Raw genomic sequence first — 22824 nt, 5'->3', positions numbered from 1 at the left:
AAATTCAAAACAGGCCGACCTGCGGACTCTTCTGAATTTTGACTTTTCAGCTTTGAGTTTTTCAGGATTTTTTCTTCCTGGCGACTTTTTTAGGCGGGTTAGCTTTTAACTCGGCAATTATTGCCTTTGCCTCATCCACAGTCAGCTCGGTTGATCTTTCCTGCTGCTCTTTGGAGAGCTTATAGTTCCTTAATCCCTGTTTGAGGTAAGGGCCATATGGGCCACGTAGTACCTGGATCTTTTCTTTTTCAAACACTTTTATCGTCCTTTCTTCCTTGGCCTTCCGCTTTTCTTCAATAACGGGAGTGGCCTCTTCCAGGCTGATGCTGTAAGGGTCAAATTCCTTTGCCAGCGAATAGAATTTGCCATCATGGGCTATATAAGGACCGAACCGGCCAATGCTCACCTGTACCTCCTTATCCTCAAAGGTTCCCAGCACCCGGGGCAGTCGGAACAATTCCATTGCCTCATCATAGCTGATCGTTTCGATACTTTGCCCGGTCTTGAGTTTGGCAAACCTCGGCTTCTCCTCGTCATTGACATCGCCGATCTGTACCATCGGTCCATACCTGCCCATGCGGGCAACTACCTTCTTACCGGACTCCGCATCAACGCCCAGTTCTCTTTCTCCCTTGATCCTTTCAGCTGTCTCCAGGGTATTCTCCACATCCTTCTTGAAGGGATTGTAAAAGTCATCGATCATCTTGTGCCATAGACGCTTGCCTGTGGCCACATCGTCAAACTCTCCCTCGATTTTTGCGGTGAATCCATAATCCATCACATCATTGAAATACTGGCTCAGGAAATCCGTCACCACCAGGCCCAGGTCACTTGGAAACAACTTCGACTTCTCCGCACCGGTAGTTTCCTGCTCAGTTTCTTTTGAGATCTTATCCTTTTCGAGTTTTAATACGCGGTAATCCCTTTTAACTCCTTCTTTATCACGCTTTTCTACATAGCCACGCTTAAGGATGGTGCTGATAGTGGGAGCGTAAGTGGATGGTCGGCCGATGCCCAGTTCCTCCAATTTCTTTACAAGGGAAGCTTCGGTATAACGGGGGGCCGGACGGTTGAAACGTTCTGTAGCTTTCATTTCCTTCAGCGGCAGTTTCTGTCCTGGCTGCAATGGCGGCAGCATACTGTCACCTCCCTCGTCATCCGTCATATCCTCTTCATCCCGGTCTTCCCTGTATACTTTAAGGAACCCGTCGAACTTCAGGACCTCACCACTTGCAGTGAGTTCTTCTTTATTCGTCGAGATACTGATTTTCGCAATTGTCTTTTCCAGTTCTGCGTCCGCCATCTGGGAAGCCATGGTTCGTTTCCAGATCAGCTCGTACAGGCGTTTGGTATCTGCATCATCGTCCGTGCTGTTTTCCATATATGACGGGCGGATCGCTTCGTGCGCTTCCTGTGCCGATTCATTCTTGTTGCGGAATTTCCTTTCCTGGAAATAGCGGTTGCCATACTGGCCGGTTACCTGTTGCCTGATTCCTTCCATCGCAGTATCACTCAGGTTCACACTGTCGGTACGCATGTACGTTATCTTACCGCTTTCATAAAGTTTCTGGGCAAGCAGCATGGTCTTGCTCACCGAGTAACCTAGTTTTCGGCTGGCTTCCTGCTGCAAAGTGGAAGTCGTAAAAGGCGCCGCCGGCGATTTCTTCCCGGGCTTCACCTGGATGTCGGAAACTGTATAGTCCGCACCCTTGCAGGATTCCAGGAACTTTTCCGCACCGGCTTCATTATTGAATCTCTGTCCCTCTGCTTTAAAGCTGACCTGTTTCTTATTGGTATCGGCTGAAGTAAAGATTGCTTCAACCTTAAAATTGCTGACCACCTTGAACGCATTGATCTCTCTTTCGCGTTCTGCGATCAGGCGTACCGCAACACTCTGCACCCTGCCGGCACTGAGCGAATTGCGCATGCTCATTTTCCGCCAGAGAACCGGGCTGAGCTCAAAACCCACGATCCTGTCAAGCACCCTGCGTGCCTGCTGCGCATTCACCAGGTTCATGTTCACCGTACGTGGCTGCTTTACCGCTTTCTGGATCGCCGGTTTGGTAATTTCATGGAATACAATCCTTTTAGTTGTGCCAGGGTCAAGTCCGAGTACTTCGCAAAGGTGCCAGCTGATGGCTTCCCCTTCGCGGTCCTCATCCGTTGCCAGCCATACTTCGTCACTTTTCTTAGCCAGTTGTTTTAGTTCCTTCACCACTTTTTCCTTATCCTCAGGAACAATGTACCGGGGTTTATATTGGTGTTTTATGTCAATGCCCATTTCGTCTTTTTCCAGGTCGCGGATATGGCCATAGCAGCTCTTCACCTCAAAATCCTCTCCGAGGATCTTTTCGATGGTTTTGGCCTTTGCCGGCGACTCCACGATCAATAAATTCTTAGCCATGTGATTCTAAATCAATTAAAAAATGAATTCCGGGTCGTGCAAGTTTAGTGTATAGGAGCGAATATACCAATTCAGGTATTCGGACAAGCCTTTACAATCCGTTAAGAAATAATACGGTTAAATCACCGTTCTTTGTACTGTTCCCAACTTCTACCAGGTAATAATTTACTGTCAATTAACTGATTTCTATGGCAAATCCCACGGATAGCCGTGACAACACGATTTCCGGCTATGACTCCTTTACCGGTAGCAGAAAAAATAACGGAACATTCCTTTGGTGGTGCGCCGGGGCGCATGGACCCACACTGGAATCTTTTCCCACCGAACATAACAAATACAATACACTGGGCGGCGTACTGCTGGCAACCTTTGCCCTGGCAGCACTTTCTTCCGGTTATGCGTTTTATACCATCTTCGGCAATGTGGGATGGGCGATCGGGTTTGCCCTGTTATGGGGACTGATCATCTTCAACTTTGACCGTTTCATGGTGGCGACCATCCGGAAATACGGAATTTCGCCGGGAAGGCAGTGGCGCGTCGCATTGCCACGGATCATCCTGGCAGTCCTGATTGGTATTACCATTGCCCGGCCGCTCGAACTGAAACTCTTCGAAAAAGAGATCAATCTTAAAGTGACCTCAAACCTGCAGGAAAAGATCAAGGCTTATAATATCCGCCAGGATTCCTTGCATCTCCAGAAAGTGCTGAACGTGAAAAATGAACGCGACCAGCTTGTAACCAGGAAAAAAGCAATGGAGGATACCCTTCTCCGTTTGCAGCAATCCTATGTGCAGGAAGCCGATGGAACCGGCGGCTCCGGTGTCCGCGGCGTGGAAACAATCACCAGGTTGAAGCAGGGTGCTTATATGCAGACCTCCCAACAGTTTGACCCCGCATTCAGGTTGATCGATTCCACCGTGTCAGCACACAACCTTTTCCTGTCAAACGCGGAAACGGAACTGAAAAAAGAAAAGGACGTTTTTGCCAAAGCGGCTTTCGACAACGTCGGTTTCCTGGAAAGGAATAAAGCCCTGCATGATCTCTCCAACGAAGAACCAAGTGTTTTCTGGGCTAACCTGCTGATCAGTCTCCTGATCATCATCCTGGAAACGGCACCCATACTTGCGAAAATGCTGCTTCCCGTTGGTCCTTATGACATCGCTCTCGCTAAAGAAGAGCTGGTGCCGATGTCAAACATCGAGCGGGCGTTGGTGATAGAGCAGGAGAAAGCACGTTCTTCAAATATGTCTGCCGTTTAGGCCATACCATTTGTAAAAAAAAACCCTTTCCGACCAGCCAAGTTGATATTTTAGCTGGCATGAAATACTTGTTTTCCCTCCTGATCCTTTGTGCCTCTTACCAGGCACAGGCACAGTCTGCCGACGAAAAAGGTGTAAAGACTGTAATAGACCAATTGTTTACGGCTATGCGTACCGGTGATACCGCCCTGCTTGCCGCAAGTTTTGCGCCGGCTGCCATGATGCAGACTATTGTTCAGAAAAACGATGGTTCTGTTGTGGTAAGGACTGATGCGGTTTCGGGATTTGTAACTTCAGTGGGAAAGCCCCATCCTGATGTTTATGACGAGAGGATTTCGTACGAGGCCATCCATATCGACGGAAACCTGGCTGCGGCCTGGACTCCCTACCTGTTTTACATCGGAAGTAAATTCAGCCATTGTGGCGTCAATTCCTTCCAGCTTGTAAAAATTTCCGGCGAGTGGAAGATACAGTATATCATCGACACCCGCCGGAAGGACAATTGTATAGTGAAATAATTACTTCGACTTCTTGCTGAGCTTGTACTTCTTGTTGACTTTGGGGTTATTGAAGTACTGGTTCAGCTCTTCTTCGCTCAACTCACCGGTATCGAGCATCGGAACGTCTATCAGTTGTACCTGCACCTGCTTCAGTTCCGCACGCAGTTTCGAGATCTTGTTGAGGATCTCGCCATCGCGCTCACTGGTAAGCGCATTGTCAGTCACCGTATATTCGAGTCGCTTAATGCTGGCGCGCACCTGTGATGCAGAGTTTTGTTCATATGTTTTTACCGGTGATACCGCTTCCTTAACCGGTACCAGGGCCACACCCACACCGGGTAATACCTTACCGAGATTTTGCGTTCCGGAAGAAGCACTTGTTGCAAGCACAGTTCCCCCAAGGGCAGCCGTTCCTGAAGTGAGGTCAAAGGAAGTCCGGGTGTTTTTGGTACCCCGCACTTTCTTATCCAGCTCCTTAAAGGTGAATTTAAGCTGGAGAATATACCGATCAATATCCTTTACCACTTTATTGTACTCCGACAGGCGATAGGGATAGTTCATGGCATCGCGTACGATTACCCGGATGGTAGCCGTGTCGCGGTTGAAGAATTTATCCGCACCGATCAGGCTGATGTTGAAGCTCCGAACCTTTCCGGTATCCGTTTCCTTTACAAAGTCAAATGGAATAGGCCAGCTGAACTGGTCTTCACACCTGTTGATGGGAGAATAATTCTTGATCGGTACATTGATCAGTGTAGTGATCTTTTCGATGGGAAAACTTCCTGTTTCACACTGCACCTTAAATGTGAGCGTATCACCTTCATCTATGTAGAGGGTACTGCTTACCGTTGGCTTTACACGTGAAATAACGATCTCTGTATTATAGAACACCAGGGTAAAGGATGTATCCACCCGGTCTTTTGGATCTTTCAGGTTCTGCACACCAAGGTACACGTGGTATTCCTCGTCATATTTCAATCTCCCGGAAAGGAAATAGGATTTTTCAGCCTTGAAGCTCAACAGGCCATTGTCCTTGTTGATCTTCAGTCCGACTGGTGCATTTTTAAGGAACCAGAAAAACTGGGCTGAATCCTTATTGATATCCAGGTTGTAATTGATGGACGAATCCACGTGAAGCGTCATGTAAGGATTGAGATTGATAATCCTTAGGGGAGTGTCCACCGGAGTTGGGGTAATTAGGGTATCGGCAGTATGCTTTATCGCGCTTGAATCCTGTGCTACAACAGAACCGGTAATGATCACGAATATTAGACTTAACAACCAATACACCCGAAAACGAAATAATGCCATTCTCTGATAGTTATAAGGGTATCTTGAAAAGTAGGCAATATTAGGGTATTTTTCACAGATGGTTGTTTAATAAAGTGTTAGAATGGTCCAAACCTTTGTCAATCATGAATTTTAAGGTCATTTATATTTTTCTGAAGCTCAGCGAGATGGTTTCCATATAAGTAACGCAGGTACCATTTTGAAAATATATAAATGATGATTGTCCATGCGGCAATAATGAAGAAATGTTCAGCTTTAAGTGATGACCAGCTGCCCAGTGTTGCAATGGCGAGGCCAAAAAACACGGGAACGGAAAGCATGCATAACCTGAAGTAGAGCCTCGTATATTCCTTTATTATGGAATGAATTGATTCAAGCGACCTGAGTGTCGACGGAACCTCGCGATGCAGGCGGTTAAGCTTCCTGGCTAACCGTGACAGGTAACCGAGAAACAACAGGCAATAACTACCTACAACGGCCGCATAGATCACCATGCCTTTTGCCGGAAGTACCAGGGGCGAAATGATGGTCAGGACAAGGAACGCCACGCATGCAATCAGTTCAAAGCGGAGACTTCGCTTCAGGCTGGTGATGGTGCCGGATGACCGCCGCAGCAGTCCCTGGTGCACGGATGGAGCTTCCGGCCTTTTTTCGTTCAGGCGCACCCGTAATACCGCTTTGAGTTCTTCCAGTTCCGTCATTCCTGCAATTTTAAGTGAGTAATTATTTTTCTGAGTTTTTCCCGGATCCTGCTCATCCTGACCGCAACCAGGTTGGGCGAAATGCCCAGCAGCTGGCTCATTTCATCATAATTATATTCTTCGAGATACAACATGACAAGGGCTTTGTCGACCCGCGACAATTCACCAATGGCATGATAAAGCGTTTGCAATGGATCTGCGCTTTGGTTACCGGGGTCAAAATGGGTTTCCATGCCTATATGGGATTCCGCCAGCCGGTCTCGTTTTTCCCGCCGGTAAAAACTTATGGCGGTGTTGAGGGCAACCCGGTATAGCCAGGTGCTGAATCGTGCATCACCCCTGAATGAACCGATTCCTTTCCATGCATTATATACAATCTCCTGGAACAGGTCTTCATGCAGGGAAATGTCCTGCTGGTACATATTGCACACCTTATGTATAATGCCTTCGTGGTCCTTTAAAGCAGCAATGAATTCCTGTTCATTCATATTAATATGCGTTAGACGCGATCCCGGCCGGTTTATTACAGGATAAAAATAAAAAACCCCGTTGTCGAAACAACGGGGTAACCAAAACCAACTGCTTATGAGAAACGATTATTGGATTGTGATCTCTTTCGGCTGGATCTTTACTTCTGCTTTTTTAGGCAGGTAAAGTTTCAGCAGGCCGTTTTCATACTTCGCCTGGATATTTTCAGCATCCACTTTTTCATCCAGGGTAAAGCTCCTTTTAAAGGAAGCCAACCTGAACTCTCTTCTAATAACTTTGAGGTCCTCCTCTTTGTTTTCCTTTTTCTCTTCGAATGAGATACTTAACAAACCATTTTCCTGGGAAACCTTAAAGTCTTCCTTGTTGCGTCCGGGTGCGTTCAGTTCCAGGTGGTAACCATCAGCGGTTTCCACGATGTTCACTGCAGGGTGCTGGAAAGAAGGCTGGAACTCCCGTCCGAAGAATGGGGTATTGAAAATTTCATCCAGAAGATTTCCAACAGGGCGGGAAGGTTGATTAACTTTTACGAGCGTCATAGCTATAGTGTTTAATAAGTTTTAGAATATGCAGGAAGGGGAACAAACGACGGACCAATGGATTTTTTCACCCGGTTTGATGGCGAACTGTCTGATTTAGGCTGTTTTTGTGTGCCAATTTAACAGTTTTAGCTAATTTTATCTGTCATTCTGGCTTATCGAACCTTCTTCCTGTTATAGCTGTTTTTACAGTAACTTTGCAAATCTTAAAACACAGTTACACAATGTATCCTCCCGAAATAGTAATGCCGATGAAGGAAGAGCTGACAGAACAGGGTTTCACTGAGCTCTTATCTCCGGATGATGTGGTAAACCAGATGAGCCAGCAGGGCACTACGCTGGTTATGATCAACTCTGTATGCGGATGTTCGGCAGGTTCTGCCCGTCCGGGTGTGATCATGGCCGTTAACAACAGCGAAAAGAAGCCTGACCATCTTACTACCAGCTTTGCCGGTTTTGATGTTGATGCGGTTCGTAAACTCCGTGAACATCTCCTTCCTTACCCTCCGTCTTCACCTTCTATTGCGCTTTTCAAAGACGGACAGCTGGTTCACTTTATTGAAAGGCACCAGATCGAAGGCCGTCCGGCCCAGATGATCGCCCACAACCTGATCGCAGCATTTGAACAATATTGCTAAGCAGCCACCGTTTACGGGGCAGCTTTCCTGATAGTTAACCCCTTCCGGTCCGGAAGGGGTTATTTTTTGACCGATTTGCCCGAATGATATCTTTGCTATTTCTTATCATTGCCTTTTATTATAAGCGAGACTAAACACCTTACATGTACCCCAATTTATATTATGCCCTGAAGGATCTTACAGGGATTGACATACCCGGACTCCGATTCATCAATTCCTTTGGATTTTTTGTGGCGCTTGCATTTCTCGGGGCGGCATGGACGCTTTCACTTGAGCTGAAGCGTAAAAGTCAGCAGGGACTGCTCATCTACGAAGAAACTAAGATCACGGTCGGTAAACCCGCTTCGATCAGTGAGCTCCTGACAAACTTCTTCCTAGGTTTTTTGCTGGGCTATAAAATCATCGGAGCCTTTGTGGTTGGTCCGGATGATCCGCAGGCCTTCATTTTTTCTTCACAAGGTAGCATGCCTGCGGGCTTACTTACCGGTCTGCTCTTTGCAGGTTTGAAATGGTGGGAGAAGAACAAAACAAAACTTGACAAACCCGAAGAGCGCACTATCCGGATCTGGCCACACGACAGGGTAGGAGATTTCGTAGTATTTGCCGCATTGTTTGGTTTCACCGGTGCCAAAGTCTTCCATAACCTGGAAAACTGGACCGAATTCAAAGCTGATCCTATCGGCGCTTTGTTGTCATTCAGCGGACTAACCTTCTACGGTGGACTCATCTGCGCCGCAATAGCCATCTGCTGGTACGCCAAAAAACATAAGATCTCGATCCGTCACCTCTGCGATGCTGCGGCACCCGGACTTATGCTCGCCTATGCAGTGGGGCGGGTCGGTTGCCAGGTTTCCGGCGACGGTGACTGGGGAATTCCCAACACCAGGCCAAATCCCTATTCCTGGCTTCCCGACTGGGCATGGTCCTATACCTATCCCCACAATGTGATCAATGCGGGGGATCCAATTCCCGGCTGCGAAGGCCAATATTGCAGTCAGCTCCCCGTCCCACATTATCCAACACCATTATACGAGACCCTGGTGTGTCTCGTCCTGTTTGCCCTGCTCTGGTACTTTCGCAAACGAATCCAAATTCCGGGTCGCCTGTTTGCCCTATACCTGGTGGTTAACGGCATCGAACGCTTCTTTATAGAAAAGATCCGCGTCAATACCCGCTACGACATTTTTGGATTCCACCCCACCCAGGCCGAACTCATATCCAGTATGATGGTGATCGGTGGTATTCTTATCTGGGTATGGATGGGAAAGCTAAAAACTTCTACAAGCGCTGCGAGCATTCAATAAGTCTATAAGTCAATAAGTGAATGGATTGGGATCGCGCTGGCGATCCCAATCACTTATTGACCTGTTCACTCATTCACTTACCGACCATCGCCGGCAAGGGTACCGTTTTTCCGTTCTTCCTGATTATCTGCCTCTTATCCGAAAGGAGGGCACAGGTGTAACCTCGTGACCCCAATTCCGTCACATTCCTGTCATTGCTTTTGCCGGAAATCACATTTAATCACCGTTCGACACAAAACAATGTACATTGCATAGCATAGTACCTACTTTTGAATTGTAATTGATCTTAAAGAGTACCAAACGAATATTAGAACCTAGTTATGAAAAAGACTTTAACCTTACTAACACTGACCTTATCCTCCTTATCCTTGATCAGTCAGTCACAGACTTCAACCTTATCCGGAAAAGTGACCGACGGCGCTAAAAAACCCGCAGAAGCGGCAACTGTCAGCCTGCTTCACGCAAAGGATTCTTCCGTTGCACGGGTTCTTACCACAGATATCTCCGGCAAATACAGCTTCAACGCAATCGCTGCCGGTAAATACCTGGTTATGGTAACCGCTGTCGGTCATGAAAAAACTTATTCCGCCCCGGTTTCCCTGGAAGGGGAGAACGCAGCGGTTGAAATACCAGGCATCACCCTGAATGCAACTTCAAAGGAAATGGGTGCCGTAACTGTTACAGCCCGTAAACCCTTTATCGAGCAGAAGATCGACCGCACTGTAGTAAATGTGGATGCCGCGGTAACCAATGCAGGTTCCACCGCGCTGGAAGTGCTGGAAAAATCACCCGGCGTTACCGTTGATAAAGATGGTGCCATCAGCCTGAAAGGAAAACAGGGTGTGATGGTGATGATGGACGGCAGACCCACTTACCTCAGTGCAGACCAGCTGGCCAGCCTGCTGAAATCAATGCCCGCAAGCTCGATCGACCAGATCGAGATCATCACAAACCCCTCGGCTAAATATGATGCTGCCGGCAACTCCGGGATCATCAATATCAAAACGAAGAAGAACAAACAGCGCGGTTTCAATGGAAGCTTAACGCTCAACTATGGCCAGGGTAAATACTGGAAGACGAACAACAGCTTCAACCTGAACTACCGCACCGGTAAAGTAAACATCTTTGCCAACGGCGGATACAGCAGGTGGAATGGCTTCCAGCAACTCGAGATCAAGCGGAAATACCGCGACGCAGGTTCCAAAGAGCTTACGGCGATCTTCGAGCAGGTGAGCTATATGAAAAATGAGAACGAAAATTACAGCCTGAAGCTTGGCGCTGACTACTATCTCTCCGCCAAAACAACGCTCGGTATCGTGCTGAATGGTAATATGTCGCCCGAAAACCAGCGTGGTACCAATACCAGCAACCTGATGAATAACCAGGGTGTTACTGATTCTGTTCTTTATGCGACCAGTTACAACGAAGACCTCTGGAAAAACAAAAGCATCAACCTTAACCTGCGTCACCAGTTTGACACTACCGGACGTGAGCTTACGGCCGATATAGACCTCGTGAATTATGGCTCAAACAGCAAGCAGCTCTTCAACAATACTATGTTCGATCCATCGATGAACGAAAAGAGTTTCAACCAGCTGAAAGGGAACCTGCCGGTTGATATCAGCATCTATTCAGCAAAAGTTGATTATACCCAACCCTTGAAAGATGGTGGTAAACTGGAAGCAGGTCTCAAGGGCAGCATGGTGAACACCGACAACTTTGCCGGCTATTACAACCTGATTGACAATGCGTGGGAAGTGGACTATCGTAAGACAAACAATTTTAAATACGAAGAGAACATCTTCGCAGCATATGTAAACTACAACAGGCAGATTAACAAATGGGGAATCCAGGGAGGTTTGAGATACGAGCACACTTCTTACAAGGGCAACCAGTTTGGAAACCCGACTGCAAAGGATTCGTCTTTTAAACGCAACTACGGCAGCCTTTTCCCAACTGTTTTTGTAACCTATAAGGCAAATGAAAAGAATACGTTTGGATTGTCACTCGGCAGAAGGATTGACCGCCCTGCGTACCAGGATCTTAACCCCTTCCTCTTCTTCATTGACCAGTACACAATGGGTCAAGGTAACCCGTACCTCCAGCCCCAGTTCACCCAGAATGTGGAATTGAGCCATACATTCAAAAGTTACCTGACCACTACTATTAACTATAGCACCACCAGGGATTACATGAATGAAACTTTTGACAATGGTAATGACAGCCAATCAGGCAGTAACGAGGAGTTTGTAACTGTAGTACGCCAGGGGAATATCGGTAGAAGGCAGAATGCAGGGATCTCGGTAAGTGCACAGGTACCGGTGCAGAAATGGTGGACTGCAATCCTTTACACCAACTATAACTACAATACGTTCGAAGGTGAACTGAATGGAGAACAACTCGAAGTATCTGGTGGTACCATGATGTTCAACGTTAATAACCAGTTCAAGTTCAGCAAAGGATGGAGCGCAGAACTGAGTGGCTGGTACAGGACAAAAGGAATTGACGGACAGATTCTCATCGACCCTATGTATGCTGTATCCGGCGGGCTTGCAAAACAGGTGCTGAAAAACAAGGGAACTGTTAAACTGAACGTTCGCGATATCTTCTACACGCAGAAACCTCAAGGCGACATCGCTTTCAAAACTACCGAAGCATGGTTCCGCAACAGCCGCGATTCACGTGTAGTAAATATCTCTTTCGTTTACCGCTTTGGAAAACCGCTTAAAGATTCTAAACCCTCTAGAAAAACCGGTGGCGCAGGTGACGAGCAAAACCGGGTGAAAATGGGAGGCAACAACTAATCGCACTATTGACCAGGCGACCTTATCCACGCAACAAAATCAAAAAAACGACCTGTTCTTCAGCAGGACAGGTCGTTTCCCCCAACCCAAACTGATCCGGCCCGACCTCAATCCTTTCCCGGAAGATTTAACATTACGTACACCTTCGTACTTGATTTCGACCGTCTGAACCAATTCGTTTTTATCTGTCCCCGCCAATAGAGAATTTCATATTTCGTAACTGCCAAAACCTATCTGATGAAAAAAATCCTGGTGTTGCTTATGGCGCTGCAGGTGTTTGCTTACAGCGTGTCAGCGCAGACTAACGGGAGCCTCAAGGGCAAGGTCACCGATTCAACGGGAAAAGCCATTGAAGCCGCAACAATCGAAATTTACAAAAAGGGAAATGCCAAACTGCAGAAGATGGCTACCTCATCTAAAGAGGGTGCATTCGAAGTAAGCCTTGCAGAAGGGATCTACGAATTAAGTGTCTCAGCCATTGGTTACCATACTTTTAAGTCAAAAGAAATTAATGTAAAGGGCAATGGCGAAGTGAATAACGCAGGTACAATCGGCCTGCAGCAGTCTGCTGCTAACCTGAAAGACGTAACCGTTACCGCAAAGAAACCGATGGTTGAAGTGAAACCCGATAAGATGGTGGTGAACGTTGATGCCTATATCACCAACGCCGGAAGCAACGCACTGGAAGTGCTGGAAAAATCTCCCGGCGTAACGGTTGACCGCGACGGAAACATCAGCCTGAAAGGAAAGACCGGGGTGATCGTGCTGGTAGATGGCAAACAGACCTACCTGAGTGGAGCAGACCTCGCCAACCTGCTGCGTAATACTCCTTCGAACCAACTGGAGACTGTCGAGATCATGACTCAGCCATCAGCTAAATACGATGCATCGGGAAACAGTGGCATCATCAATATCCGTACAAAGAAAGGCCGGCAGAACGGCTTCAATGGCACCGTGAACCTTGGTTATATCCAGGGCGTTTACCCGAAATCTCCTACCAGCATCAGCCTTAATTATAAGAAGAACAAGATCAACTGGTTTGGTAATGCCAGCTATGGTTACTGGCAGGGATTCAGTAATCTTAACCTGGTAAGAAAATTCACCGATGTTAATGGTGAGGAGCTGGTATCTGTCTTCGACCAGGAATCAAAGAACAGTTTCGTTGGACGCAATACAACTATCCGGACCGGCATCGATTATTCCATTGATAAAATGACCACGATCGGATTTCAAATATTCGGTACCTATAACCCACGGACATTTTCAGCAAACAGCACGGCACACATATATAATGGCAAAGGAATTCTCGACTCAACCAACGTTGCTTACAGCCAGAACAAGGATCCCTGGAAGAATGGCGGAATGAACCTGAATTTAAGGAAGCGTTTTGATACAACCGGCCGGGAGCTGAGTGCAGATCTTGATTATATCGTTTACCGTTCAAGAAGCAAGCAGACATCTGATAACCATACCTACTATCCTGACGGAAGTACGCCGGGCACACTATTCATCAATGGCTACCTGCCTTCAAACATCAATATTTACAGTGTAAAAGTCGATTATGTACATCCGCTTGGCAAGGCCGGAAAGATCGAGGCAGGAGTAAAAAGCAGCCTGGTTCAAACGGATAACGATGCCCAGTATACGCTGTGGGATGAAGGACAGGAAACATGGGTAAATGACACCGGTCGTACCAACCATTTCCTGTATGATGAAAATATCAATGCCGTATATGCAAGCTATAACCGCGAAATAGGAAAGTGGTCCATCCAGGCAGGATTGAGAATGGAACACACCTACGCCACTGGTGACCAGATCACGAAGGATTCAAGTTTTACGAGGAACTATGCACAGCTATTTCCTACGGCCTATCTCAGCTACAAGCTGAATCCCAAAAACACATTTACGATGTCGTACGGCAGAAGGATCGAAAGACCGAATTACCAGGACATGAACCCATTCCAGTATTTCCTTGACCAGTTCACGTATCGCCAGGGTAACCCGATGCTGCAGCCGCAGTTCAGCAATAACATTGAATTGTCGCACAATTTCAAAGGGGTCCTCAATACGACAATAAATTTTACACAGACGACCGATGTGATCAACGATGTGCTGAAACAGAACCAGGAAACGAAGGTCACCTACTTGACAAAAGAGAATGTAGCAAAGCGGAGGAATATCGGCATCGCCATGAGTTACAACCAGCCATTAACCAAATGGTGGACAGTTTCCCTTTATGGTAACCTGTTCAATAACTACTTCGAAGGTGTGGTCAATAATGAGCCGCTGAAAGCAGATATCACCTCTTTCACCGGCAATATGAACAACCAGTTCAAGATTACCAAGACCTGGAGCGCTGAACTCAGTGGCTTCTACCGTAGCAAAATGCTGGACGCTGCAATGATGGTGGCTGAACCAATGGGCGTGGTTTCCTGTGGATTCTCAAAACAGATCCTTAAAACAAAGGGTACTGTGAAAATAAATATCATTGATCCCTTCTATATCCAGAAATTCCGTGGTACCACCCAGCATGGTCCAATAGATGTGAATATAAAATCGCAGTGGGATAACAGGAGAGTGGGCTTCACTTTCGTTTACCGCTTCGGAACGCAACAGCAGCAGGCCGCACCGCGGCGTCGTTCGGGAAGCGCAACAGATGAACAAAATCGCGTCGGTGGATCCGGCCAGCAATAGTTTTCTCTCAACAGAGTGTTAGTTTAAGGTTAGATCGTCCTGTTTCTACAGGACGATCATTATTTTCAGATCATTACATTTGCAGGGTAAATAAAACATATGCCATCATTTGACCTGGTCAGCAAAGTTGACCTCCAGACACTCGACAATGCCATTAATACGGTAAAGAAGGAGATCACCAACCGGTTTGATTTCAAGGATTCTCATGTACAGATCGAACTGAACAAGAAGGAGTTCATCCTGAATATCGAAGTGGATAGTGATATGAAGCTCAACCAGGTAACGGATGTGCTGATCAGCCGTACCCTGAAGCAGGGCCTCGAGGCCGGGATCTATGATTTCGAAGCCAAAGCTGCCTATCAAAGCGGGAAGATCTGGAAAAAAGAAATCCCCGTCCGCAACGGGCTTAAACAGGAAGATGCCAAGAAAATCGTGAAACTGATCAAGGACAGCGGGCTCAAGGTGCAGGTGGCAATTATGGATGATATTATCCGGGTTACCGGCAAAAAGATCGATGACCTGCAGTCCGTTATCCAGGCCAGTAAAACCTGGGGACTGGAAGTGCCTCTGCAGTATATTAATATGAAGAGTTGATAGTCAGTCGGTTAAGTAGCCGTACTTTTTCGGGGATTTCTTGGGTATTACCACCGGAATGCACTAATTTTGCATTTCCTAAAAAAATTAAAACTGTACGGCAAAATCCGTACGACCTTAAAAAATAGCAGTTATGAAACAAGGTATCCATCCGCAAAGTTATCGCCTGGTTGTGTTCAAGGACATGAGTAACGGTATTTCGTTCCTGGGCAAGTCAACCGCAAATACAAAAGAAACTGTTCAGTGGGAAGACGGTAATGAGTATCCGCTCATTAAGCTTGAAGTTTCCAATACTTCGCACCCTTTCTTCACTGGTAAGAACGTAATGCTGGATACAGCCGGACGTATCGACAAGTTCAAAAAGAAGTACGCGAAGAAATAACAATAGTGATCCCGGGAAAATCTCCCGGGATTTTTTTTTCTTACCTTAGGCTATGCAATCCATTATATTCTCCGAAGAATATTGCCGGCCTGAAAACCTTTTCCCATTTACTTTAACGAGGCGGATCCAGGATATCAGGGTGGGCATTCTGACCATAAGGGAAAAGTGGGAGAAGTTGCTTAACCTGCCATCTTACGATAAATGGGAAGGCGATTACAAAGAAGGGGAACGTTCCTTTACCATAGATTCGGCTATTGCTGAAGGTGATTACCTGCTCGTACATGCGAATATCCTTCCTACTCCTGAACTGGTTGCGGCAGTTGCCGCCCTCGTGCCGGGCGAAATGCTTGTCAGCTCATCTGACGGTGCCATTGCATTGCACTTCAGTAAAAAACACGTCACCGGCCTGCACCGCATCAAAGTGGAAAAAACGACCAACTTTGAGGGCGATGTATTCTCTATTTGCAATCCCTGGGAGATCTTCATGCAAAATGACCGCGCTATCCGGCTCGACTTTGAGGTACTTACCAGCGGTCGTACATCCGGCGTAATAAGCGATACCAATAAAATCTCGGGAAAAGAAAATGTCTTCGTGGAACCAGGCGTTTATATGGAGCATTGCATCATCAACGCGACCACAGGTCCCGTGTATATCGGTAAGGATGCTGTAGTGATGGAAGGATGTTTCATTCGCGGTCCGCTTGCAATGGGGGAGAAGGCTGTACTGAAAATGGGAACGAAAGTGTATGGGGCAACCACAATTGGCCCATATTGCATAGCAGGCGGGGAGATAAAGAACGCCGTGATGATGGGCTATTCGAATAAGGCCCACGATGGTTACCTTGGTGATGCCGTGATTGGCGAATGGTGTAACCTCGGTGCGGGTACCTCAGCATCGAATGTAAAGAACAATGCCGGCCAGGTTTTTGTCTATCACCCTGCAAGTGAGGGCGGTATCGGCAATGCGGGAATCAAATGCGGACTGATCATGGGCGACTACAGCCGGTCAGCCATAAATACTTCTTTTAATACCGGCACTGTTGTTGGGGTATCAAGCAGTATATTTGGAAGTGGTCTGTCGCCAAAGTACATTCCAAACTTTTCATGGGGTTCCGAAGGCGTACGGAAGTATGATTTTGACAAAGCGATCAGGGATATCTCAAACTGGAAAAAACTGAAGGACAGTACGCTGTCTGCAAGGGAAGAGAACATACTGAAATATATTTACGATAACTACTAAATCAATTGCAAACAAGTAATGAGAAAACAAATTGCGGCAGCTAACTGGAAGATGAATCTTACGTATCAGCAGGGCGAAAAATTATTGAACGATATCCTTAAAGCCAAGATTTCGCTGTCAGATCACCAGGAAACAATTTTTGCTGTTCCTTTTCCGTATCTTATCATGGCGAACAGCGAAGTAGCCAACGAAAAAAATTATTCTGTAGCAGCACAGAATTGTTACAATAAAAAATCCGGGGCTTACACGGGTGAAGTTTCAACGGAAATGCTGCATTCCATCGGCATCCGGTATTGCGTCATCGGTCACAGTGAACGGAGAGAATATTTTAGCGAGACGAATGAACAACTCGCAACCAAAACTGACCTGCTGCTGGAACAGGGCATTCAGCCAATCTTTTGTTGCGGTGAATCCCTGTCTGTAAGGGAAGCAGGAACACAGAACACTTTTGTTGAAACACAGTTGAGAGAATCACTGTTTCACCTGTCGGGCGATCAGCTGAAAAACGTGATCATCGCCTACGAACCCATCTGGGCCATTGGAACAGGTAAAACAGCAACGGCAGATCAGGCACAGGAAATGCATGCGCATATCAGGTCTGTTCTTGCCACCCAGTTTGGAAATGATATAGCGTCGGAAATTTCTATCCTTTATGGTGGAAGTGTAAAGGCAGCCAATGCAAAAGATATCTTTTCACGTGAAGATGTTGACGGCGGACTGGTTGGCGGCGCTTCACTGGTAACGGATGAATTCCTGGCAATTATTCAGGCACTAAAATAATCTGTATGCAACGTGCGGAAGCATTACAACCCTTGTCAAAGCAACATAAAACCGCATTAATGACCTGCCTGCTGATCCGTAAGGGGATCCGCAGGCAGGCTTCCATTTCCGTAATGACAGACTTTCTCCTGAAATGCTGGGAGAAGGAATTGTCGCCCCATTTCGTTGAAGAAGAAAAACATCTCCTTCCGCTTCTTCGCCAGTTCAGCCAGGGCAAAGTATATGCTGAAACCATCCAGCGCGATCATGACCTGATCCGGAACTGCATGGTACATCTTCAGCAGGAAGCCGTGAGCGACAGGCTCCTGCCAGATATCGCCAACCTTCTTGAACAACATATCCGCTACGAAGAGCGGATCGTTTTCCAGGCAATGCAGGATTTTGTTCCGCCTGCAACTCTTGCCGCACTCCACTTCCATGAGAACAACGTGGTCACCGTCTGCAATACCTATCCCAACCATTTCTGGGAGTAAATCCGCATCCAGCCATTATTATGTAATTTTCCGCATGGCAAGAATACTTGTGTTGTTTGCTCACCCTACCCTGGAGAAATCGAGGGTGCATTCGCAACTGATCAGGCAGATCCCCATCCAGCAGAACATAACTTTTCATGATTTGTATGAAACCTACCCGGATTTTCATATCGACATAGATCGGGAACAGCAACTGCTCCTCAGTCACGACATTATTATCTTTCAGCACCCGCTTTACTGGTATAGTGGGCCGCCAATCATCAAGCAATGGCTTGACCTGGTGCTTGAACATGGTTGGGCATACGGGGCCAATGGAACTGCACTCACCGGCAAGGTAACGATGCAGGCGGTCACCAGTGGCGGCAGCTTTGACTCTTACAATCCCGGTGGCAAGCACAAACAGAAATTGCCCGAATACCTGGCGCCATTCGAGAACACGGTGAAGATCTGTAATATGGATTACTGGCCGCCGTTCGTCGTTCATGGCACACATCGCATATCCGACACCGATATACAACTGCATGCCACCCAGTTCAAGCAAATGTTGCTTTCACTGGCGGCTGACAGGATCAGCGCTGCTGAGCGTGCAGGCTGTTTTTATATGAACGACCTCTTTCCCATTCCATCCACTATTCAATCCTGACATATGGACCAGCAAACTTTTTATCTCGAAGCCCTGGTTTACCTGTCGGCTGCTGTACTCCTGGTGCCGGTGGCAAAGAAAGCAGGTCTCGGTTCCATACTGGGATACATCCTTGCCGGGGTCCTGATCGGACCAGCCGCACTTAACCTGGTCACTGAAAAAGGATCTGACGTGATGCACGTTGCAGAATTCGGCGTGGTAATGATGCTCTTCGTGATCGGACTGGAACTGGAACCTTCACTGCTCTGGAAACTCAGGAAAAGCATTGTCGGAATGGGCGGACTTCAAATCTTACTGACCATTTTCGCGATTGCCGGGATAGCTGTTTTGCTGGGTAATAATGTGAAGCTTTCCCTCGCGATCGGGATGATCGTTGCTTCAAGCTCTACAGCTATCGTGCTGCAGACCCTGCAGGAAAAGGGATATTTTAAAACGGAAGCCGGCCAGGGCAGCTTCTCAGTTTTGCTATTCCAGGATATTGCCGTTATTCCCATGCTGGCAATCCTTCCGCTCTTATCTCCAATGTCCGGCCGTTCGCATCCCGGTCATAACAACTGGGTATTGCAGCAGCCCGGGTGGTTGCAGACGCTCATCATGCTCGGAACAGTTGCAGCTATTTTTTTTGCAGGCCGGTACCTTGTACGCCCCTTCCTCAGGATCGTCGCTTCATCACAGGTAAGGGAAGTATTTACCGCAACCACTTTGCTGCTTGTGGTAGGTATTACCTTGCTGATGACGCAGGTTGGACTCAGTCCTGCGCTTGGCGCTTTTCTCGCCGGTGTCGTACTTGCCAACAGTGAATTCCGTCATGAACTCAAAAGCGACATCGAACCATTCAAGGGTTTGCTGCTTGGACTTTTCTTTATTGCCGTGGGCATCACGATCAACTTCAGGCTCATCGTCAACCTGCCTTGGCTGGTGTTCGGCCTTGTTGCCGGCATAATGGCGGTGAAAGCATTGGTGCTCTTCTGTGTCGGACGTCTCTTCCGCCTGAACCTTGACCAGAATTTGTTTTTTTCGCTCGCGCTCTGCCAGGTTGGTGAATTCGCTTTTGTACTACTGTCGTTCTCACGGCAGGAAAATATTATTCCCGCAAATACAACTGATCTCCTGATGGCTTCCGTTGCCATCAGCATGGCATTAACACCTTTGTTGTTCCTGCTTTATGAAAAGGTCATCCAGCGAAGGTTCGGGGTCACTGAACCGGGAGACAGGAAGGCGGACGCCATACCGGAAAAGAATCCCGTCATCATCGCAGGCTTTGGCGATTTTGGCAATACCGTCGGCCGTTTCCTGAAAGCACACGATATCGGTACTACGATCCTTGATATCGATTCAGACCGGGTCGATTTCCTGCGCAAGATAGGGTTCAAGGTCTACTATGGTGATGCGTCAAGGCGCGACCTGCTGGAAGCCGCCGGCGCAGATGAAGCGCTGGTAATTCTCATCACGATCGATGATCCGCAGAAACGTCTTGAAATGATCGAAACCATCAAAAAGCATTTTCCCCGGCTGAAGATCCTTGTTCGTACGAGAAGCAGGAATGATGCATATGACCAGATGAATGCCGGCATGCTGAATATCTATCGCGAAACTCTGGATGCCGCACTCCGGATGGGCATCGATACCATGAAGATGCTTGGCTTCAGGACATACAGTTCTTTCCGTGCTGCGCAGACATTTCGCAGCTATGATGAAAAAGCGCTGAAGAAACTTTCTGCCATCCGGGATCAGAAACAATATATTAATACTTCAAGGGAATTTATCGAGGAGCTGGAAAAGATCATCCAGAGCGACAGAAGTATGCGCTCGCTGGCAATTGAGAAAGGGTGGGAGGAGGAAGGACTCATCCGCGAATCCCCGGGCGATTAATTGAAATGTGATATATTTGGCCGGAAGGCAGTACCATGCCCCGGTTCCTTATGCAATCAGACCTGTTAGAACATCTTCGGTGCCCCTACTGCAACAGCACACTTGAATTGGAGACCATTGAAGTGTGCACAACCGGGATAAAGACAGCAATACTTACTTCTTCCTGCACCATGTTTTTTCCCGTGATCGATGGAGTGCCACGCATGCTGTTGGAAAGTTTTCTCGATCACCAGCAAATCCTTAAGGAATGTTGCCAGGATTTCGATTCAAGAAAGGATGCCGTTCTTGCGAAATATGGCGAGCCGATCCGGTCGGCCACCCGGCGTAATGCGAAGTCCAAAAAGAGTTTCAGCCTCGAATGGAAGCTGCTGGGCAACAGGGATCATCTCCGGGTGTGGCATACCGATGCAGTGAGTTACCGTAACCAGTTATTTGCCGAGATCGACCTCCGCGAAGAAGAACTTGCCGGTAAGAAAGTGATTGATGTCGGCTGCGGTCATGGAAGGTCAACCCGCCTGCTCGCTGCGAAATCGGCGCTGGCAATTGGCATGGACCTCGGTAACAGTGTTGTTGACGCAGCAGCGAATAACGCTTCTCCCAATTGCCATTTCATCCAGGCTGACCTGCATTACCCGCCCTTTTCACCCGGCTATTTCGATCTTGTATATTCAAGCGGCGTACTTCACCATACAGAAAGCACCAGTAATTCATTCAATACGATCAGCACACTCACGGGTGCCAATGGAATTTTGTCTGTCTGGCTTTATCGTCCCTGTCATGATTTTGTACAGCGATTCATGTTGTTCCTGCGCCGGTTCACAGTTAACCTGCCAGTGAAGCTGCAGTTCTGGCTTTACTTCTTCACGCTGACACCTTTGCATTGGGTGATCTCATTTATAAAAGGAAATCACCCGCACTGGCGTGAGATCATGATCAGCCAGCTGGACGTGCTGAGTCCGCAGTTCCGTCATGAACATACACCGGACGAAGTGGAGAAATGGTATCATGCGCACCGGTTTGAAAAAGTATCCGTTACTACTATGAACGAGATCGGATTTTCAATGAAAGGATCAAGGATTCTATGAGAACAGTCATATTTGACACAGAACATTTTGAAACAGCCTATGCACTCATCCGCCTGTTTGATGTGGATGAAAATGAACTGACCATTTGTACGAATGAGCATGTCCGTGGTATCCTGCAGCAAATGCTGGGAGAAAAGTATACGCGCTACGATTGGGTGGTGCAGGGAAAACGCGAATCAAATTTTCGCTTTATCCTGCGCATCCACAAACTGTTGAAGATCCTCAGGCCCGGGTTATTTATTTACAGCACAGTCCGTGATAATCACCTTCTGCATGCATGGATGCTTAAAAAGCATCCCCAAATGAGATCAGTACTCACATTGCACTCCATTAACTGTGTGACCAGGCTTTTTCCCGGGCTTGGAATAAGACCCGTTGTCCGGAATATTGGCAGCAAACTGCTGGTCAGGCAGGCAGATGAACTGAACCTGCTGGCTGCTACATTAAGAAAGCACCTCGACAAAAAGTTACGCCGGAAGAAGCCGGTGCATAACCTGCCTGGCGCGGTTTATGAACGCAATGCTGAAGAGATCCAGTTGGCGGGAACGATCCGGCTGGTGATTCCGGGATCAATCGACCGGGAGCGGCGTGACTATGACGAAGTATTCCGGTTACTTGACCTTGCAGAACAGGGCCATGTTGCGGTGGAAGCAATATTGCTTGGTGCGCCGGTTGGTGAATATGGCGCATCGATAGTCGCAAGGGCTAAACGAAGAAAAGGCGTTTATACATCCATCCAGGCTTATGATACAATGCATGTGCCGGTAGAAGAGTTCGACAGGCAAATGAAGGTTGCGCACTTTGTTTATATCCCGGTAGTGCGATTCTCGTATGCGCATGACCATATCCGTGAAGTTTATGGAGAAACAAAGACTTCCGGCAATATTTTTGATGCAGTTAGATATGCGAGACCTGTACTTCATCCCACGCATCTTGCTGTTCCGGATGAAATGAAAAACAGCAGTTACAGGTATGAGAAAGCGACCGAACTGGTCAGTTTCTTCCGGGAACTGGGGCAGCAACCTGCCGAATATGCCGCATGGCAGCAACGGGCGCTCGAAAGCAGCATGAAGTTTACGCCGGAGGCAATCCGTGAAGCACATCCAACCCTATTTCCAATAAAATAAACCAGGCAT

General features: G+C 47.4%; 20 protein-coding genes. 15 read left to right on the top strand and 5 right to left on the bottom strand.

The window, feature by feature from the left end; all coding sequences use genetic code 11:
• Positions 1-61: 61 nt before the first annotated feature.
• Entirely contained in the window at positions 62-2404 is a 2343-nt protein-coding gene (topA, locus tag OI18_RS14935; RefSeq protein WP_039141172.1) for a type I DNA topoisomerase, read from the bottom strand.
• A 188-nt stretch (positions 2405-2592) separates the two neighbouring features.
• Between topA and OI18_RS14930 the strand changes: the two genes are divergently transcribed.
• The gene (locus OI18_RS14930) at positions 2593-3663 is read left to right on the top strand and encodes a DUF4407 domain-containing protein (protein WP_039141170.1); all 1071 of its coding nucleotides are present in this window, start codon (positions 2593-2595) and stop codon (positions 3661-3663) included.
• 59 nt (positions 3664-3722) lie between these two features.
• The gene (locus tag OI18_RS14925) at positions 3723-4181 is read left to right on the top strand and encodes a nuclear transport factor 2 family protein (RefSeq protein ID WP_039141169.1); all 459 of its coding nucleotides are present in this window, start codon (positions 3723-3725) and stop codon (positions 4179-4181) included.
• On the opposite strand, the gene OI18_RS14920 is transcribed toward OI18_RS14925, so the two are convergent.
• The 4 genes from OI18_RS14920 to OI18_RS14905 all read right to left on the bottom strand — a co-directional run bounded on the left by OI18_RS14920 (position 4182) and on the right by OI18_RS14905 (position 7179).
• On the bottom strand, positions 4182-5474 hold the full coding sequence (locus tag OI18_RS14920; RefSeq protein WP_039141167.1) for a hypothetical protein: 1293 nt from the start codon (positions 5472-5474) through the stop codon (positions 4182-4184).
• A 98-nt stretch (positions 5475-5572) separates the two neighbouring features.
• Positions 5573-6154, bottom strand: coding sequence for a hypothetical protein (locus OI18_RS14915; RefSeq protein ID WP_039141165.1), 582 nt, complete (start codon positions 6152-6154; stop codon positions 5573-5575).
• Positions 6151-6642, bottom strand: coding sequence for an RNA polymerase sigma factor (locus tag OI18_RS14910; RefSeq protein ID WP_039141164.1), 492 nt, complete (start codon positions 6640-6642; stop codon positions 6151-6153). Before OI18_RS14910 ends, OI18_RS14915 begins: the two co-directional genes overlap by 4 nt.
• A gap of 108 nt (positions 6643-6750) precedes the next feature.
• Complete coding sequence (locus OI18_RS14905; RefSeq protein ID WP_039141162.1) at positions 6751-7179, bottom strand: Hsp20/alpha crystallin family protein; 429 nt, start codon at positions 7177-7179, stop codon at positions 6751-6753.
• Between the two features lie 224 nt (positions 7180-7403).
• Between OI18_RS14905 and OI18_RS14900 the strand changes: the two genes are divergently transcribed.
• From OI18_RS14900 to OI18_RS14840, 13 genes are all read left to right on the top strand, one after another.
• Positions 7404-7817, top strand: a complete 414-nt coding sequence (locus tag OI18_RS14900) for a BrxA/BrxB family bacilliredoxin (RefSeq protein ID WP_039141161.1) — start codon at positions 7404-7406, stop codon at positions 7815-7817.
• Positions 7818-7960: 143 nt separating this feature from the next.
• Positions 7961-9121: a prolipoprotein diacylglyceryl transferase gene (locus OI18_RS14895; RefSeq protein WP_039141159.1), complete on the top strand. Its 1161-nt coding sequence runs from the start codon at positions 7961-7963 to the stop codon at positions 9119-9121.
• A gap of 320 nt (positions 9122-9441) precedes the next feature.
• Positions 9442-11925: a TonB-dependent receptor domain-containing protein gene (locus tag OI18_RS14890; protein WP_039141157.1), complete on the top strand. Its 2484-nt coding sequence runs from the start codon at positions 9442-9444 to the stop codon at positions 11923-11925.
• 237 nt (positions 11926-12162) lie between these two features.
• On the top strand, positions 12163-14619 hold the full coding sequence (locus OI18_RS14885; RefSeq protein WP_039141156.1) for a TonB-dependent receptor domain-containing protein: 2457 nt from the start codon (positions 12163-12165) through the stop codon (positions 14617-14619).
• Between the two features lie 99 nt (positions 14620-14718).
• On the top strand, positions 14719-15213 hold the full coding sequence (locus OI18_RS14880; protein WP_039141154.1) for a YajQ family cyclic di-GMP-binding protein: 495 nt from the start codon (positions 14719-14721) through the stop codon (positions 15211-15213).
• A gap of 133 nt (positions 15214-15346) precedes the next feature.
• Positions 15347-15595 (top strand): type B 50S ribosomal protein L31, encoded by a 249-nt coding sequence (locus tag OI18_RS14875; protein ID WP_039141150.1) that lies wholly within the window; start codon positions 15347-15349, stop codon positions 15593-15595.
• 52 nt (positions 15596-15647) lie between these two features.
• On the top strand, positions 15648-16835 hold the full coding sequence (locus OI18_RS14870; protein ID WP_039141149.1) for a putative sugar nucleotidyl transferase: 1188 nt from the start codon (positions 15648-15650) through the stop codon (positions 16833-16835).
• 18 nt (positions 16836-16853) lie between these two features.
• The gene (gene tpiA, locus OI18_RS14865) at positions 16854-17615 is read left to right on the top strand and encodes a triose-phosphate isomerase (RefSeq protein WP_039141147.1); all 762 of its coding nucleotides are present in this window, start codon (positions 16854-16856) and stop codon (positions 17613-17615) included.
• A 5-nt stretch (positions 17616-17620) separates the two neighbouring features.
• Positions 17621-18088 carry a hemerythrin domain-containing protein gene (locus OI18_RS14860; protein ID WP_082037990.1) on the top strand — a complete coding sequence of 156 codons (468 nt, stop codon included), beginning with the start codon at positions 17621-17623 and terminating at the stop codon, positions 18086-18088.
• 34 nt (positions 18089-18122) lie between these two features.
• On the top strand, positions 18123-18731 hold the full coding sequence (gene kefF / locus OI18_RS14855) for a glutathione-regulated potassium-efflux system oxidoreductase KefF (RefSeq protein WP_039141142.1): 609 nt from the start codon (positions 18123-18125) through the stop codon (positions 18729-18731).
• 3 nt (positions 18732-18734) lie between these two features.
• Positions 18735-20603 (top strand): monovalent cation:proton antiporter-2 (CPA2) family protein, encoded by a 1869-nt coding sequence (locus OI18_RS14850; protein WP_039141140.1) that lies wholly within the window; start codon positions 18735-18737, stop codon positions 20601-20603.
• A gap of 50 nt (positions 20604-20653) precedes the next feature.
• A complete protein-coding gene (locus OI18_RS14845; RefSeq protein WP_160290244.1) occupies positions 20654-21688 on the top strand; it encodes a methyltransferase domain-containing protein in 1035 nt (344 codons plus the stop codon).
• A complete protein-coding gene (locus OI18_RS14840; RefSeq protein ID WP_039141135.1) occupies positions 21685-22815 on the top strand; it encodes a hypothetical protein in 1131 nt (376 codons plus the stop codon). The genes OI18_RS14845 and OI18_RS14840 overlap by 4 nt, the downstream gene beginning before the upstream one ends.
• Positions 22816-22824: the final 9 nt, after the last annotated feature.

Source organism: Flavihumibacter solisilvae (assembly GCF_000814475.1).
In the GTDB taxonomy this organism is placed as follows: Bacteria; Bacteroidota; Bacteroidia; order Chitinophagales; family Chitinophagaceae; genus Flavihumibacter; species Flavihumibacter solisilvae.
The sequence above is the reverse complement of the archived record's forward strand: the minus strand, read 5'-3'. Positions and strand labels throughout refer to the sequence as shown.